The sequence below is a fragment of the Niallia sp. CD-39 genome (assembly GCF_059874745.1).
In genome coordinates, this window is sequence record NZ_JCBCPS010000001.1 from 355134 (window position 1) to 371703 (window position 16570).

Genomic DNA, 16570 nt, shown 5'->3' on the forward strand with positions numbered 1-16570 from the left:
AAATATGAGCGGCAGGGATATGTGTTTATCTTTCGAAAACATACTGTATCACTTCCCTCCGCTAGTATGAACTAGTTCAGGTTCAAAGGGTTCAGCCAATGCTATCTCAGTCACATCAAATGTGACACCCCTAGTGTATTCACTTGAATTCATCATAACATGTTTGAATACATTTTCAACGAAAAAACATTGAATCAACAAATTCAAAATAGAACTAATTTTTAATAAAATGAAACAACCTTTCTCTGTTCTGTTCATAGTACTGATCAGCCATTTCTACTAGATAGGAACAATTGCTAATATCATCAAAGCTCATTTCATACGGGAGCTTAATATTTACCCGAAAATAATTGTCTCCAATAAATTGCTTGCAATGATAGGTAATCGCCTCTGAAGATAGATGCAATGCTAAATCCAATAATTTTGGTTTAAAGGTCAAGTTAGGAATAGAAAACGGCAACCATTTCTTGACTCCCCAGTTTCCAAACATCGCTTCAGGAAAGTCAATTTTTTGTAACCCTGTACCAATTGAAAGAATTTTCACCTCTTCCATTCGTTTGTTCCAATACGAATGTGTATCATTCAATGCTATAAGAGAAGGGTTATTTGCCCATAATCCACCGTCAATCATCAACCCTTCATCCTTCACATGATTGGGGGGAAAATAAACAGGCGCTGAACAGGAGGATAGAATGGCTTCTGACAGCAAGACCGGTTCATTTTCCTTCTTTCGAGAACGATACACATACGGAGTGCCGCTTTCAAGCTTAACCGTCGGAATAATCAATTCTGGCTTGGCATCATGTAAATACGTATTATTAAACATTTTCTTTAATTCTTTCGCTAAAAAATGATTACTATAGATCGTCTTAAACAAACCGAAATTAGCTTTTCGTTTAAAGATTTTTTCACCTTTATGTAAATAGAGGTCAACAAGAGACTCCATTCGTTTTCCATTTGTCAATGCTCCTGCAATAATTGCTCCAGTACTTGTCCCAGCAATTAATTGAAACACATCACCTAATGGCTTTGCTAAATCTTCCTCCAACTTTGCTAAGATCCTTGCCGGAAAAACACCTCTAATGCCACCACCATCAATACATAAAACCTTCATACTCCAACACTCGATTCATAAATTCTCTTTCCACATCATTCCGTTTATACTATAATGCCCTTAAATAGAAGTGAACATGAGGAGACGACCGATCAAATGAATCAATCACTACGACCAATTACATTAAACGGATTTATGGGGTGTGGAAAAACGACTATCGGACATCTTCTAGCAGAGGCGTTGAACCTTCCCCAAATCGATGTAGATGCATCGATTGAAAAAGTGATGAACCAATCAACCGTAGAGATCTTCAATAACTATGGGGAAGCTTTTTTTAGAAACAAAGAAAAAGAAACAATTGAGGCATTGATTAAAAGCGAAAATGCTGTTTTATCTTTAGGGGGAGGGGCATTTCTTAACGAAGAAACTCGCTCACTTTGCATGGACGAGACGATCGTCGTCTTTTTATCGATAGAATGGGATGACTGGAAAAAGCGAATAAAAGATCTTATTGATACACGCCCAGTTTTACAACATAAATCAGAAGAGGAAATTCATGCTTTGTTTTTAGAAAGACAGAAAATATATGATTACCATCATATAAAAGTTAAAGTTGAAGAAAAATCTACAAATGAAATCGTTTCGGAAATTATCCTTCAATTGCGTCATACAACATATACGTCAGATTGATCGTATCAACTCCCTAAAAAAGTAGACAAGGTTGGCAATCAACTTTGTCTACTTTCTCAATTAGGTGTCGCTTGTTATTCGGCATCTACATCCATAAAACGAAGCAAATCACCATTAATAATGTTGTCTGAATGACTTAGTTCTTCATGAACCAAATCAAAGTATGGCTCACATTCAGTTTGACCTATTTGCTCTCCTGTTGATTTTTCATAACAGGCGTTGTTGTAATAGACCAAATCATCAGCAACAAAGCTTCCGTCGCGAAAAATGACAGGTTGCTCATTGCTGCGACTAAATAAATCATGGCCAAAGGATGGCTGAGCTTGTGGTTCGATCCCCATTAAATTCAAGATCGTTGGTCGAATATCAATAGTGCCTCCGATTGTATCGATTTCTTCTCCTTCAACTCCTGGTATATGCACAATTACTGGAACTTGCTGCAATTCCACATGGTTCACTGCATTTGCATCCATATCCAATAATTCAAAGAGTCCACTCTCATATTCCTCTGATACCCCATAATGGTCACCATACAAAACAAAAATAGACTCATCATATAAACCTGCGTTTTTCATATCTGTAAAAAATGTTCTAAGGGCTTCATCTTGATAACGAACCGTTGTAAAATAACGATTGACTAGTTGTTCACTCGTATCAGCCTCAGCAATGTATTGATCATCGTCTTCTAATAAAAATGGAAAATGATTGGTCAATGTGATGATTCGACTATAAAATGGTTGCGGCAAATCTTTCAAAAGTTCGACAGTTTGCTCAAAAAAAGGTAGATCTTTAATTCCATAATTAATGGAGTTTTCATCTGTCACTTCATAATACTCTTCTGAGAAATATTGATCGTACCCGAAGTTTTCATATACATTATTCCGATTCCAAAAATGAGCAACATTGCCATGAAACACTGCGTTATAATAATTTGCCTCGTTCTTTAAAATTTTTGGCAATGTATGGTATTCATTATTCGGCTTACGTACAAACGCTGAACCTGTTGGTAACGGATACAATGCATTATCAATGATAAATTCAGAATCGGATGTTTTCCCTTGTGCAGTTTGCTCATAAATTGAAGAAAAGTAAAAGCTTTTTTCGACTAACTCATTAAGAAATGGAGTCACTTCTTTATTATTTAACTCCTTATTAATGACAAAATTCTGCGTTGATTCCATACTAACCAAGATTAGATTCTTTCCTTCTGCCATACCATGCAATTCGGATGGTTCATACCCATCATTCGAAACAAAACTAACAGCAGCCTCTGTATCAATCTCGGAAGCAAAAATCTTCTTAAAAGGAGTCGTAACTGCATAAACACCATCGTAAATATGGTAATTATATGGACCGAGTGACTTAACGATTTGCGTCCGATCATATGGCAAAGAAAATAAATAAGGAGTTTGCCAAACAGCCAATATAAGTGAAGCAATTGCTATAGTAGCTGTTGTTTTTACATAATACTTTTTTATAGTAACTTCTAATGTATGCTGTTTAGTTTTAGTGTAAGTGTGCAAGACAATTATAAGGATGATGACGTCTAAAAATAAGAGAATATCCGCCAAGCGAAGCAATTCAAATGTACTTGGCCCAAGACCCCCAACATTCTTAAATTGAAAAAGAATCGGGACAGTAATAAAATCTGAATAAAAACGGTAATACAGTAAATTAGCATATAATACGATGGATGTACCTAAAGATACGAAGAGTAATGTTTTCTTCCGAAGGACTCCTTTGTAAAAACCAAAAGATGTAACGATTAAAATTGAGGCAAAGGTAGTGATTAGTAAAATCACAACTTCTGACCAGCGATGAAATTGAAAATTAAACCCTAATAATAGAGCTGAACTTGTTTTTGTTGCAAGTAAGCAAACAGTCATAACAACTATTAAATTTGGTGATAGGGATCGAATTTTTTTCATAAGCAAACTCTTTTCTTTATGTATGTTCATATATTCATATAAGTAAACGAATGAAAGCGACTAAAAGTTTCAGCAATTCCTATTTTACTTCAACGAAACGAAAACAGAAAAGGAAAAAACTTTGCTGTTATTCAATTCCCCGACCGCGAGAAAACCAAACCATATTTTAACAATGTTTTAATTATAATAAGACCATTAATTTAAATACCCTAAGGGCTATTTTTAAGAAAAACCATAATACAAGATAATAAGATCTATTCTTTAGACTTCTTACCCATTTTTATTCATTGCTACAATGATTTAAAATGAGCAAGAAGTACGCATTTATTTAAGATTAAATACGAACCATTGCATATATAATAATGGTGAAGATCGTACTTATGGAAATTGTGATCAGCCAATCTTTTTTGGTCATTGTATTTAAGATTAGATTTAACATGCTACTAATTATTAGTAAAATTACAAATATGAATGCAAAGATGATGATTTCTTCCAATACAATTCCCTCCAATCAAGTGTAAGCTTTGCAATTGGAATTTGTTAAATTTTACTATATAAATTGACTATTTACAAGAATTGGAAAAAAGATGCATGATTCAACAAATCGAACATGCACCCTTCATCGGTTAAATCGATCCCTGTAACGTTTTTATGTAGAAGTAAATTGAATTCACTCCAACAAAATGAAGCTTCAACACCTCCAGTTTTGATATCTCACCTTTTCTTCTTTCTTTTATTACGATGATTCATCTTGCCATTGTAGATGCTCCTGCTAGTGAAACTGCGAATGCTATTCCCGCTCCAATTAACATTCATTAATACTCAATCCTGGACTGGTGTTTACAATATTTTTTCTATTGTTGCTAATATGCGAACGTTTCCGGGTAAGAACACTCTTTTACTAGCATTCTCGAAAGAAACTAAGCATCGTCACAATGATTATGTTTTAAAATGACCGTTTTTATTCATTTATAAATACTACAAAACTGGCGCGATGTAGATGTAGTTTTCGAAGGGATTGTAAAATTGATCAAATTTTTTTGATTTATCTAATTCGATATTATTCACCCCTATCTCCTCCCTCATTTCCCTAATGGCATACCTCCCATGCTGTTTCTCCTTCCTCAATTTCACCACCAATAATTTTAAAATGGTTCTGCTTTCCAGCCTTTTTAATAAGCCAACAGCAATTTCATTACTATGTATAGGATTGTTATTCATTATGTAAACCTTCCAATCCGTCAATATCGTTTTCTAACAAAAAAGGTACATTGATCAACATTTTGACAATGCACCCTACACAAACGTTTTTAAATTCCTACAAAGCTTTTTTGTGGAGATTCAATAACCTCACACCAACCAAATGGATCTTCAACAGCACCAGTTTGGATACCTGTTAGTGTATCGTAGATTTTTTTCGATATTTCTCCTGTTTCCCCTCCATTTACAACAATTGATTCACCTTGCCAATATAATTCCCCTACTGGTGAAACAACCGCTGCTGTACCTGTTCCGAAGGCTTCTTCTAAAGTTCCACTCCGATGAGCTTCAATTAGTTCGTCGATGGAAATCCTTTTTTCCACGACAGGAATGTCCCAATGCTTTAATAGCTCCATAACAGAATTACGTGTAATTCCGTCAAGAATGCTACCATTTAAGGCTGGGGTGATGACTTCTCCATTGATTTTAAAGAAGATGTTCATGCTTCCTACTTCTTCGATATACTTGTTTTCTTTACCATCTAACCAAAGCACTTGGGAGTAGCCAAGTGTTTCAGCTACTTCCTGAGCCTTTAAACTTGCTGCATAGTTACCACCTGTTTTTGCGTTACCTGTACCACCTTTAACAGCACGGACATAATCTGTCTGCACAGCGATTTTCACTGGGTTAATTCCTTCTTTGTAATAAGCTCCAACAGGCGACATGATAATAATAAATTGATATTTCTTAGATGGAGCTACCCCAATATATGGTTCTGTAGAAATAATGAATGGTCGAATGTACAAAGAAGTACCCGCAACATTTGGCACCCATTCCCGATCAATTTCAATTAACTTTTTCAAAGCAGATACAGCAAATTCCTCGTCAACCACTGGAATACACAAACGATTGTTCGAACGATTCAACCTTTCCATATTCTTTTTCGGACGAAACAACAGCACTTCGTTGTCTTTAGTCAAATATGCTTTCAACCCTTCGAATACACTTTGCCCATAATGGAAAACCATCGCTGATGGGTCCAATTGCAGTGGTTGATATGGGATAATTCGTGGATCATGCCAGCCGACACCCTCAGTATAATCCATAACAAACATGTGATCAGTAAAGCTTCTTCCAAAAACTAAATTGTCAAAAGATGGTTTTTCTTTTTTTGTCGTGCTTACCTGCAGTTGGATTTCTTCGTTTTTCATAGCCACTCATTCTCCCTGTCTTTAGATCATTTTTGAGAAATCAACTTCTCTTTTGGTATCGGTATGATCTTCAATTGATGTGTAAGAGTGATATACATCGTCCTTTTTGTACTTTTGTACACAAAAGCGGTATAGCAGTCCTTTGATAAAGTTGATTGATTTTTTAAAATATTATGAACCTATTTTCTATAAAAGTCAACCACCCTTTACAAATAAATAAAGTTACACATTTACTTGTTCTCGTAAACTATTTTTCAACACTTTTCCGCTAGCGTTTCTAGGTAAAGAATCAATGATAGAAAAGGAAACTGGTATTTTGAACTTTGCTAATTTCTTCGTGCAATAAGTTCTCAGTCCCTCTTCACTAATAGATTTCCCTTCTTTTACAACGATGAAAGCTTTCGGCACTTCCCCATAGACAGGATCAGGGACTCCAATTACTGCTGCTTCTAGTATTTCATTCATTTCATATAATACCTCTTCTACCTCAACAGGGTATACATTTTCGCCCCCGCGAATAATCATATCCTTCTTGCGATCCACGATATATAATAGCCCTTCCTCATCCATTCGTCCTAAATCTCCACTATATAACCAACCATCCTTTATCGCTCTCTTCGTCTCTTCCTCATTTTTCAAGTAGCCCTTCATAACTTGCGGGCCTTTAACAACAATTTCTCCAACCATTCCAGGTGGAAGTTCCTTTCCATTTTCATCAACGATTTTTACTTCTGTAAGTGGAACAGCTTTTCCAACCGAACCGATTTTCTCTAAAGCATATTGATCCGTTAACGTCGTTGCAGCTGGAGAATTTTCCGTTTGTCCGTACAGATTTTGCATCTTTACTTTTGGATAAAGCGCTTTCAGGTTTTTGATATGTTCATAAGGCATTGGCGCTGCCCCGTAAGTAAACAATCGAAGCGCTTCTAAATTTAAGTTTCTAAAGCGCTCTTGATTTAACATAATTGCGTACATGGCAGGTACACCAAAGAATATCGATACCTTCTCTTTTTCCATCGTTACCAACGTTTGTTCTGGTGAAAAAGCTTCTTCAATGACAATTGTACCGCCTTTGTAAATAACAGGAACACAGAATACATGACTTGCTGCACAATGAAATAATGGGGCAACAATATGCATTCGATCTCGATCAGTGATCTCCATAGATTCAGACCAAATTTCCGCTGTCGATTTTACGTTTTGCGCCGAAAGCATTACACCCTTTGGCCGACCTGTTGTTCCAGAAGTATAAAAAATAACAGCAGTATCTTCTTCATCCATTCTTGTATTTGTAAACGGAATTCTTTGTCCTTCTATGATTTGATGGAATGTATCCTTTTGCCCACCAATGACAATTTTCTCAGAAAATTGATTTGTATGAATCGATTGTAAAACATTTTCAAAACGATGATCATAAATGATCGCTTTAGCTTCTGAATGTTCAAAAATATAGGAGATCTCATTAGACGTTAACTTTGTATTCACTGGGGTTACCGTATATCCACCAAGATGACATGCATAGTACGCAATTAGAAAGGAATCAGAGTTCATCACATATAAAATGATTCGATCCCCTTTTTGAAAACCTTTTTGTTGAAAATACCCTGCTAAATTTTGTGCTTGCTCTACAAATTGTTTGTACGTTAATTCTTTACCAGCAAATGTTGTTATGATTTTTTCTGGTTGTACCTTTGCCATTTCAATTAGCCTCTCAGAAACAAACATGCTCACAACCTCCTAAAATAAATACTGAATAATCAGATAATAAACTCTATCTACATTATAGACCTATCAAATGTTGTGTCAATAAGTTGCACTTCTTGAAAGAAATTCGGATATCACTTTTATGTGGAATACTACCTAAAATTACGAGAGAAAGATCGGTGGAGGGTTAGTTCACGATATCTCATTTGAGAGCAAGATCGGAGGAGGGTTAGATCACAAAATCCCATTTGAGAGCAAAATTAAAAAGTTTGAGATCACGAAATCGCATTTGAGAGCAAAATCAACCAGTTTGTGATCACAAAATCCCATTTGAGAGCAAAATCAACCAGTTTGTGATCACGATATCTCATTTGAGAGCAAAATCAACCAGTTTGTGATCACGAAATCGTTTTTGAGAGCAAAATCAACCAGTTTGTGATCACGAAATCGCATTTGAGAGCAAAATCAACCAGTTTGTGATCACGAAATCGCATTTGAGAGCAAAATCAACTTGTTTGTGATCTCGATTTCGTATTTGAAAGCAAAATCAACTAGTTTGTGATCACGAAATTCCATTTGAGAGCAAAGTCAACCAGTTTGTGATCACGAAATCGTTTTTGAGAGCATAATCAACCAGATTGAGATCACTAAGTCGCATTTGAGAGCAAAATCAACCAGTTTGTGATCACGAAATCTCATTTGAGAGCAAAATCAACTAGTTTGTGATCTCGATTTCGCATTTGAAAGCAAAATCAACTAGTTTGAGATCACGAAATCCCATTTGAGAGCAAAATCATCCAGTTTGAGATCACAAAATCCCATTTGAGAGTAAAATCAACTTGTTTGTGATCACGAAATCGCATTTGAGAGCAAAATCAACTTGTTTGTGATCTCGATTTCGTATTTGAAAGCAAAATCAACTAGTTTGTGATCACGAAATTCCATTTGAGAGCAAAGTCAACCAGTTTGTGATCACGAAATTCCATTTGAGAGCAAAGTCAACCAGTTTGTGATCACGAAATCGTTTTTGAGAGCATAATCAACCAGATTGAGATCACCATATTTCATTTGAGAGCAAAATTAAGATCACAAAATTGCATTTGTGATCAAACCAGATGCTTATAATTTAAATGTTTTAAACCAACCTTTTTCTTTTGATTGCGTTATTGCTTCAATCCTATTAGTTACTTCAAGCTTTTCCATTATAGCTGATATATAATTTCGTACAGTTCCCGCTGTTATGCTTAGGTCAATCGCTATTTCCTTCGTGTTTTTCCCTTCTGCCATTAATTCTAAGACCATTTGTTCACGTTCTGTTAAAGGGTTTTCTTCACTATAGAGGTCATCCATTAGCTCCGGCGCATAGATTCGTCTCCCAGACATGACAGCTCTGATTGTACTTGCTAGCTCTTCACTTGGGCTATCCTTTAATAAATAACCGTTCACACCTGCTTTTACAGCTCTTTGGAAGTAACCAGTCCGAGCAAATGTCGTCAAAATGATTACTTTGCTACCGACATCACGGACCGCCTCTGCAGCATCTAAGCCACTTTTTTCAGGCATTTCAATGTCCATGATACATACATCAGGTTTTAACTTTTGGATAAGTTGAATCGCTTCACTTCCATTTGTCGCTTGCCCAATTACTTCCATATCCTCTTCTAAATTTAACAATGAACCTAATGCTCCGAGCATCATTCGTTGATCCTCGGCAATTACGATTCTGATCATTTCTTCATCCCTCCGACTCCATATGCTTTTTGACAGTTGGAATGTGGATGACGACCGTTGTACCTGAATTGTCTATTACTTGAAGATCGCCGTTTACAAATTCAATTCGCTCTTTCATTCCTTGAATTCCATTTCCACGTTCTAAATCTGTTAAGACATTTATTCCCTTGCCATTATCTTTAATCTGAACAAGACAGCCCGATTCGTTTTGCTCAATCGTAATGACACATTCCGTTGCTTCACTATGCTTAACAACATTCGTTACTGCTTCTTTTAAACACATGCCAATGATATGCTCAATAAATAAGGAAACATGATTTAGCTTGTTCATTTCTTGTACGTCATACTTGATACCAGCAACCTTTAACAGCTGGGTTGCTTTTGTGATTTCGTCCTTCAATCTCGTCCCTCTCATTTGCGAAACCATCGTTCTTACCTCGTTTAAGGCAGTTCGTGCAGTTTGTTGAACATCCTTTAATTCACTCTTTGCTTGCTCAGGATTTTTATAAATAAGCTTTCTTGCTAAATCACTCTTTAATCCAATGAGTGAGAGTTTTTGCCCTAACGTATCATGTAAGTCTCTTGCAATTCGTTGTCTTTCCTCTTGCTTGACCAATTCGGAAATTCGTTTATTAGCAAAGGCGAGCTCTGCCTCAAGTCCCTCTTGCTTTTGCTTATTATAAATATTAATAGGAAGTAAAATCATGCTAATAAAGACGATAAGAATAAAAGGTGTTTGTGTTAAAAACAGCGAATCTCGTACGACAAGATTATAATTGATTGCCATGATGATCGCGACAAGATGAATTACATAGACGGTAGTAAATGCTGCCCGATTGCGTATCGTTCCATTGTAATAGGCGATGTAAAAAGAAAAATATACGTATTGAAACACTACAGACATCGTTGTCGAGATTGCAATTAAAATAATTCCCCATAAGTAGACCGGCCACTTATTGGAGATAAAGGCAAAACGATAAGTGATAAAAAATAAAACCGTAAAGAAAATACCAACAATGATGGCGATCGTTGACGACGACCTGAAAATAAAGTAAAACGGCAAGATGCTAAGTAATATCCATATATAAGGAGAAATCCCAGAATTTCTAAGTGAATCGATCGTCTTCTTCATTCGTTTTTCCAATGGACAAAAATCCCTTTCATCATTAAGGTAGAAAAAAACGTGCTTCTCTGATGATTTTATCATATCGAAGCACGTTCTTATTTATTTCGGTACGACGACCTGCTTTTCTTTTAGCTGGCGCATATAATCTTTAAGCGCTCGATAACCGACAAACATTTGCTTCTCTTCGTCCCAGAATCGGAACTTCAATGATTCAAGGCTTGTTTTTAATGTAATTGTCGGTACATGCTGTAATACTTCTGTTTCAGAATGTGCTTGCTCAAGCTTATAGTTCGGTACTCTAGGGCTCAAATGATGAACATGGTGATACCCAATATTCCCTGTTAACCATTGTAATAACTTTGGCAATTTATAAAAAGAGCTTCCTTCGACAGCTGCTTTCACATATTCCCAATGATCATCTTCTTCGAAGTACGAATCTTCAAATGTGTGCTGTACGTAGAACAACCAAATTCCTAATGATCCTGAAATGAGGAAAATTGGAGCTTGGACGAGTAAAAATGCCTGCCATCCAAGAACTAAGCATAGTACAGTGTAAATTGCGACAATTGCAAAATTTGTTAAATAAGTATTGTATCGTTCAGCTTTCCTTGCGTCTTTACGGTTAAAACGGTTCATAATTAAAAATTGATAGATCGGACCTAAGCCAAACATGACGATTGGATTACGATAAAGTCGATACGCAATTTTCGTTTTCTTCGGTGCTTCAACATATTCTTTCACAGTCAACACCCAAATGTCACCTGTACCACGCTTATCTAAATTTCCACTTGTTGCATGGTGAACAGAGTGATCATGCTTCCATTGACTGAACGGGAACATCGTAATAATACCTGAAATGGTTCCAATGATTTGATTTGCTTTCTTATTCTTGAAAAATGAATTGTGACAGCAGTCATGAAAAATAATAAATATTCTTACTAAAAATCCAGCAGCGATGACTGAAATGAAGAGTGTAAGGATATATGAAACCTGCAAGCTCAAGTAAGCAAGAGTCCATAAACCGAAAAATGGGACAAACGTATTCACCATTTGCCAAATACTACTCATCATATCTGATTTTTCAAACGGTGCCATCCCTTTTCTTAATTGTGCCAAACGATTATTTTTCATCCATCCAATTCCTTTCTTTCCTTGTATAAGTTAAGAATAATGATTTCATAAGGATCAGAAAAGACATAGATGTCATATAGTACACATGATAAATATCATGGTTCGCGTAAGCAATTGTTCCTATTTTTGAGTTTTAATCGAAACCACTAATGTAAAAATCCATTCATATAGCTCTGTAATGATGTCACTAAGTGATAAATTCTCTTCGAAGTTATCCATATCATTAAGCGGAAGGTTCATTTCCCAAAGGCCATCTTTATCGTTGAACAACAAGCTATATCGCGCATTTTCAGAAAAAGTTGCTTCGATTGCTTCTTTAATATTCGCTTTTGCTTTTTTAGGTAATGGTAATCCTAGTAAACATTCGTAATGCATGAACACATCATCAACTTCTAAAGATAGGCTATCAATACCGATTATTGAGAAGCGGCTATCTTCAAAGTATAGATACTCGCTTTTATGCTCTTTTAAAAAGGAAATAGGTTTGCTTAAAAATGACGCATCGACAACAGCAATCGATTCCTCAGATTCTTTATCAACTCGTTCAATAAAAGACCCGGTAAGCCTATAATTTGCATTCACATGTTCATGCAGAAGCCCAAGCTCTTTTGCATATGTATGTTCAAATGGAAGTAACTCCACTTCCTTATTCTTTTCAATAAATGCTTTTACTCTTTCTTTCATCAAAAAACCTCCTACTAATAACATTCTTCTGAAAGAATCATACATGAATTAAGCGGTTCTTTCCAGTAAGTGAATAATCTTGTTGCCATAAAAAACCTGCTACGTGATTTTCGCAGCAGGTTTCTTATGTAGACTGTGTCCACTTTTGACTTGTCAATTAATTCTTGTCTTCTGGCAATTCGCATCCTTCATCTGTGCAGTATTGCGTTTTTGATTCATCTCCCAATGATTGAAAGCTCGGAGAGGGATTTTCTTCTTCCCATACTTTTTGCAAAGCGTTTGCAAAAGTTTCCGGTGGTTGAGCACCAGAGATCGCATATTTTTGGTTAATGATAAAAAATGGTACGCCAGTAATTTTGTATTGCTGTGCAATTGCTTGATCTAGACGAACGTCATGGGCATATGCTTTTTCGTCCTTTAGGACATTCATTGCATCTTCACGAGTCAAACCAATTTCTTCAGCAATCGCAGATAATGTGTCGTGATCACTGATTTCTTTTGATTCAGTAAAATAAGCGTATAAAAGCCGCTCAGTAATCGCAGCTTCTTTCCCTTTTGATTTCGCAAACTTTGTTAAACGATGGGCATCGAAGGTATTTGTCGGTTTCATATCCTCAAAATTAAACGTTAATCCAACAGCCGCAGCTTGTTGGCCAAGGTTTTCATTCATTTGCTTCGCTTGTTCTACTGGAATACTATATTTTTTTGCCAACACTTCAGCAATATTTGCGCCACTGTATTTCGGTGTATTAGGATCTAGCTCAAAGCTTTTATATTCAATCTCTACCTCATTTTTAAAAGGAAAGTTCTCTAGCGCATCCTCTAATCGTTTTTTCCCAATGTAACAAAATGGGCAAACGTAATCAGACCAAACTTCAATTTTCATCTTTATTTCCCTCCGATCATATACGCTTATGATAGCACATATGTGACGAATCATATGCAAATATGCTCAGTGGAACTTCCTGCTATTTCTTTTGCATATGCATTTTCACAGCATTCTCAGCAACTGCTTCTGTTAATTTAATCGTAAGCTCAGGTAGTGATTTAACGAGGATTGAGTTGCCTATATTCGCCATCATTCCTTTTGCTTCTAAGTCAAGGAAACCTGTCATTAATAATTGACGCTCAGATATTTTTTCAGCGAGGAAATAGCCGCCTCCAGAAACCTTCTCGTTCTTACCAACAAGATGGAAAGTTACCTTAAAAGGTTGCTTCCATTCCTCTATCAAGACGTTTACGTCAATTTTCTTCTTTAAAAAACCAACATCTACGTGAAAGGACCAATTCGATTCCTTATTACTGATCTTCTCATGGCTAATATAACCTGGTACAAGAGGAGCCCACTGATCCATATCTGAAACAAAATGCCATAAAGCTTCTAAAGGGATATTCACTTTTGTTTTATGCTTATAACTCGGCAATCTTCTCATCCTTTCTGTCCATCATAGAAGTGTCTACATTCATATGTATACAGTGAAGAATAAGTTCATGCCTATCTCATTAATAATGAATCATAAAGCATTGATCGCAAACAGCAAATGGATGATCTAGCTCTAGTCTACGTCTGCAGATTCTACATGTTTTCTTTCTCTCTTGAACGTCTTTTTTCAGCTGTTCATGTATTGAAATCGACACATCCATCCGCTTACGCTCCCAATATACGGCTTCTGTGTTCCTGTCTAAACGATAGTAGAAAAGAAGAAGCAGTCCAATCGATTTATAGCTTAGTTCAAGTTCCTCGAGTGTTGCTTCATTCAAATATGGTTGTGGGAAGTCCGTTCCATCTATGATTGAGTACATTGTTGCTTCCCATTGCTGAATGAGTTCAGGCTCTTTTCTTGAAAAAGGGAGGTGCAAAAATCCATACAATTCGTCCAATGGCATCTTCGCTTCAATTTCTGTTCCATGAACGATTTCAAAAAGCAGCCTTTCTTCTTCTAATGGTGCTTTCACTGTTCCTTTTGGTCCTCTAAATTTGTCCCAAAGTTTAAAGAAGAGAGATAAATCATGAGAATATGTTTGGAATCTCCTTAACATTTCTCTAGTTGGTGCAATCGCAAATTCTGTTATTGATTGATCTCCCTTTGTTAATAGTTCCTTCATCAAAGTTATATCCTTAGTAAAGGCTACCTCTCCAATCGGATACATTCCTTTTCGCCCAGCTCTTCCAGCTATTTGCTTCACTTCTTGAGAAGTGAGTAACCTTTTTCTTGTTCCGTCAAATTTTTGATTTTCTAAAAAGACAATCCTCTTAATTGGCAAATTCAATCCCATTCCGATCGCATCAGTTGAAACAATCACTTCTGTCTTTCCATTTAGAAACTCGTCCACTTGCCTCTGCCTTGTTTCAGGAGGCATCGTTCCATACACAATACTTGTTTTAAAACCATTTTGAGTCAATCTCGCTGCCATATCGAGTACTCTTTTTCTAGAAAAGCAAATAAGCGCATCGCCTTTACGAACTGCATTTAACTTAAACGGATTTTCATTTACTTTTAATGGATGCTCTCTTTTATAATGCTGAACAGTAACTTGACGCTCACTTAAAAGACGTTTAATCATCTTTTCGGCATGAAAACTTGCGATAATATGAACAGTTTTTGCTTTTGCTCTTGTTATGGCCCGATACCATGCATACCCACGATCAGGATCTGCAAGCATTTGTGCTTCATCAATAACAACTACATCATACTGGTTTTGACTATTAAACATTTCAACAGTACTTGCCAAATGTAAGGCCCCATCGTTTACCCTCTCTTCTTCACCTGTTTTCAATGAACACTGAACACCTTCATTATTCAGCCTTTCAAAAACTTCAAGAGCCAATAATCGTAGTGGTGCTAAATACAATCCAGTCTTTGCTTTCTTTAATTGCTCGAGCGCATGATGTGTTTTCCCCGTATTTGTCTCACCAATATGAAGGACATATTGAATATCTCTTCCACCAGTTGTTCGATATTCTTTACCGAATAAATCATGCATCATTTTTCCTTCTTCTTCCTTTTTACGCCTCTGCTCTTCTCTTTGATGCTCCTCCTTTTCCTTTCGATTAAGAAGATCATTTTCGTACCGTTCCATCATCCCTTCATCACTAGTTTGAAGCTCTGCAATCGCTATTAAATCAACGATGTATTCTTCTTGGAATAAAAAATGGACTTCATACATAATGTTTTCAATCGTTTGTTTCACTAGTTTAAGCAGGAATCTTCCTGAAATCGTTTTGCCAAACAAAGCTTCGTATTCATTCGTCAACTCTTCTTTAATCTGTTGAAAGAGCACCATTTGCAGGGTAAGCTCTAATTCTCTCTCTATTATTTTATCAAAAACATCTCCGTATGTTTCATATGCAAAATATGTATGCCTACCTAGTTTTTTTCGATGAAGATTTCCTGTGAATTCAGTTAAAAACGTTTTTATACGGTCGTATGGCCCGATCTTAAAATATCCTTCTTCGATAAGTGGTACTTCGACTTGTAAGACATCTCGCTTTTTATACTTAGTAGCTGTTTGAATCATAACCTTTATCTTGTTAGCAAGCTTTGCACGGAGTTTTATATATATGTCTATTTTTTTTGTTGAAAGAATATGTAAACTCTCTTCCCTTAATGAGGCTTCCAGCACTTTTTTATCTTCTTCGATCCGTTCCCTAAGCTGTGCTTCTGATTGACGTTTAGTTGCAAACGTCTTTCTCTCCTGCCATTTCATTTCTTCACCATATTCTAATTCTAACCAATTCAAAACATCAAATTGGAACAGCTGTTCAATTTCAGTTCGAAAAATATGTTGTACATCTTTTTTATTCATTTCATGTACATCAAGATTTTTCATCAACAAATAATCTCTTTTTTGGTGAAGCGTTGTCTTTTGATTAACCGTCTTCAGCCAAATATTTGACCAAATATATTTTAGGAATATAATTCGAGATTCTTTATATTGTTTAATACTGAGTGAATCATCATCTTCAGTAAAAAATTGATCTAGATCATTTTCAATTTTGATTTTTGTAGCTTCTACTGCTTTTTCATAAATATCTTTTAGTAATTCCATATTATCCTCCAAAAACCGATTTACCTTCATTATTCTACCATGCGGTCACTTCAAATTCACA

General features: G+C 36.0%; 14 protein-coding genes and 1 riboswitch. Of the genes, 1 reads left to right on the top strand and 13 read right to left on the bottom strand.

Annotated features, from left to right (window positions below):
* Window positions 1-36: 36 nt before the first annotated feature.
* A riboswitch (TPP riboswitch) is annotated at window positions 37-142 on the bottom strand.
* Between the two features lie 72 nt (window positions 143-214).
* Window positions 215-1114: a CBASS cGAMP-activated phospholipase gene (locus tag AC6F34_RS01840; RefSeq protein ID WP_500768387.1), complete on the bottom strand. Its 900-nt coding sequence runs from the start codon at window positions 1112-1114 to the stop codon at window positions 215-217.
* A 96-nt stretch (window positions 1115-1210) separates the two neighbouring features.
* On the opposite strand from AC6F34_RS01840, the gene AC6F34_RS01845 reads away from it, so the two are divergent.
* A complete protein-coding gene (locus AC6F34_RS01845) occupies window positions 1211-1744 on the top strand; it encodes a shikimate kinase (protein ID WP_500768389.1) in 534 nt (177 codons plus the stop codon).
* A 74-nt stretch (window positions 1745-1818) separates the two neighbouring features.
* Here AC6F34_RS01845 and AC6F34_RS01850 read toward each other — a convergent pair whose 3' ends face one another.
* The 12 genes from AC6F34_RS01850 to AC6F34_RS01905 form a co-directional block, all read right to left on the bottom strand.
* On the bottom strand, window positions 1819-3672 hold the full coding sequence (locus tag AC6F34_RS01850) for an LTA synthase family protein (protein ID WP_500768391.1): 1854 nt from the start codon (window positions 3670-3672) through the stop codon (window positions 1819-1821).
* 334 nt (window positions 3673-4006) lie between these two features.
* On the bottom strand, window positions 4007-4168 hold the full coding sequence (locus tag AC6F34_RS01855; RefSeq protein ID WP_500768393.1) for a hypothetical protein: 162 nt from the start codon (window positions 4166-4168) through the stop codon (window positions 4007-4009).
* Between the two features lie 482 nt (window positions 4169-4650).
* On the bottom strand, window positions 4651-4893 hold the full coding sequence (locus AC6F34_RS01860; protein ID WP_500768395.1) for a hypothetical protein: 243 nt from the start codon (window positions 4891-4893) through the stop codon (window positions 4651-4653).
* Between the two features lie 89 nt (window positions 4894-4982).
* Window positions 4983-6083 (bottom strand): branched-chain amino acid aminotransferase, encoded by a 1101-nt coding sequence (locus AC6F34_RS01865; protein ID WP_500768397.1) that lies wholly within the window; start codon window positions 6081-6083, stop codon window positions 4983-4985.
* 222 nt (window positions 6084-6305) lie between these two features.
* A complete protein-coding gene (locus tag AC6F34_RS01870) occupies window positions 6306-7808 on the bottom strand; it encodes a class I adenylate-forming enzyme family protein (protein WP_500768399.1) in 1503 nt (500 codons plus the stop codon).
* Between the two features lie 1098 nt (window positions 7809-8906).
* A complete protein-coding gene (locus tag AC6F34_RS01875) occupies window positions 8907-9518 on the bottom strand; it encodes a response regulator (RefSeq protein WP_500768401.1) in 612 nt (203 codons plus the stop codon).
* Window positions 9519-9522: 4 nt separating this feature from the next.
* Window positions 9523-10650: a sensor histidine kinase gene (locus AC6F34_RS01880; protein ID WP_500770081.1), complete on the bottom strand. Its 1128-nt coding sequence runs from the start codon at window positions 10648-10650 to the stop codon at window positions 9523-9525.
* Between the two features lie 93 nt (window positions 10651-10743).
* Window positions 10744-11775, bottom strand: a complete 1032-nt coding sequence (desA, locus tag AC6F34_RS01885; protein ID WP_500768403.1) for a Delta(5) desaturase DesA — start codon at window positions 11773-11775, stop codon at window positions 10744-10746.
* 120 nt (window positions 11776-11895) lie between these two features.
* Entirely contained in the window at window positions 11896-12459 is a 564-nt protein-coding gene (locus AC6F34_RS01890) for a branched-chain amino acid aminotransferase (protein ID WP_500768405.1), read from the bottom strand.
* Between the two features lie 157 nt (window positions 12460-12616).
* On the bottom strand, window positions 12617-13345 hold the full coding sequence (locus AC6F34_RS01895; RefSeq protein ID WP_500768407.1) for a DsbA family oxidoreductase: 729 nt from the start codon (window positions 13343-13345) through the stop codon (window positions 12617-12619).
* Window positions 13346-13427: 82 nt separating this feature from the next.
* Window positions 13428-13883: an SRPBCC family protein gene (locus AC6F34_RS01900; RefSeq protein ID WP_500768409.1), complete on the bottom strand. Its 456-nt coding sequence runs from the start codon at window positions 13881-13883 to the stop codon at window positions 13428-13430.
* 79 nt (window positions 13884-13962) lie between these two features.
* Window positions 13963-16509 carry a helicase-related protein gene (locus AC6F34_RS01905; RefSeq protein ID WP_500768411.1) on the bottom strand — a complete coding sequence of 849 codons (2547 nt, stop codon included), beginning with the start codon at window positions 16507-16509 and terminating at the stop codon, window positions 13963-13965.
* Between the last annotated feature and the right edge of the window lie 61 nt (window positions 16510-16570).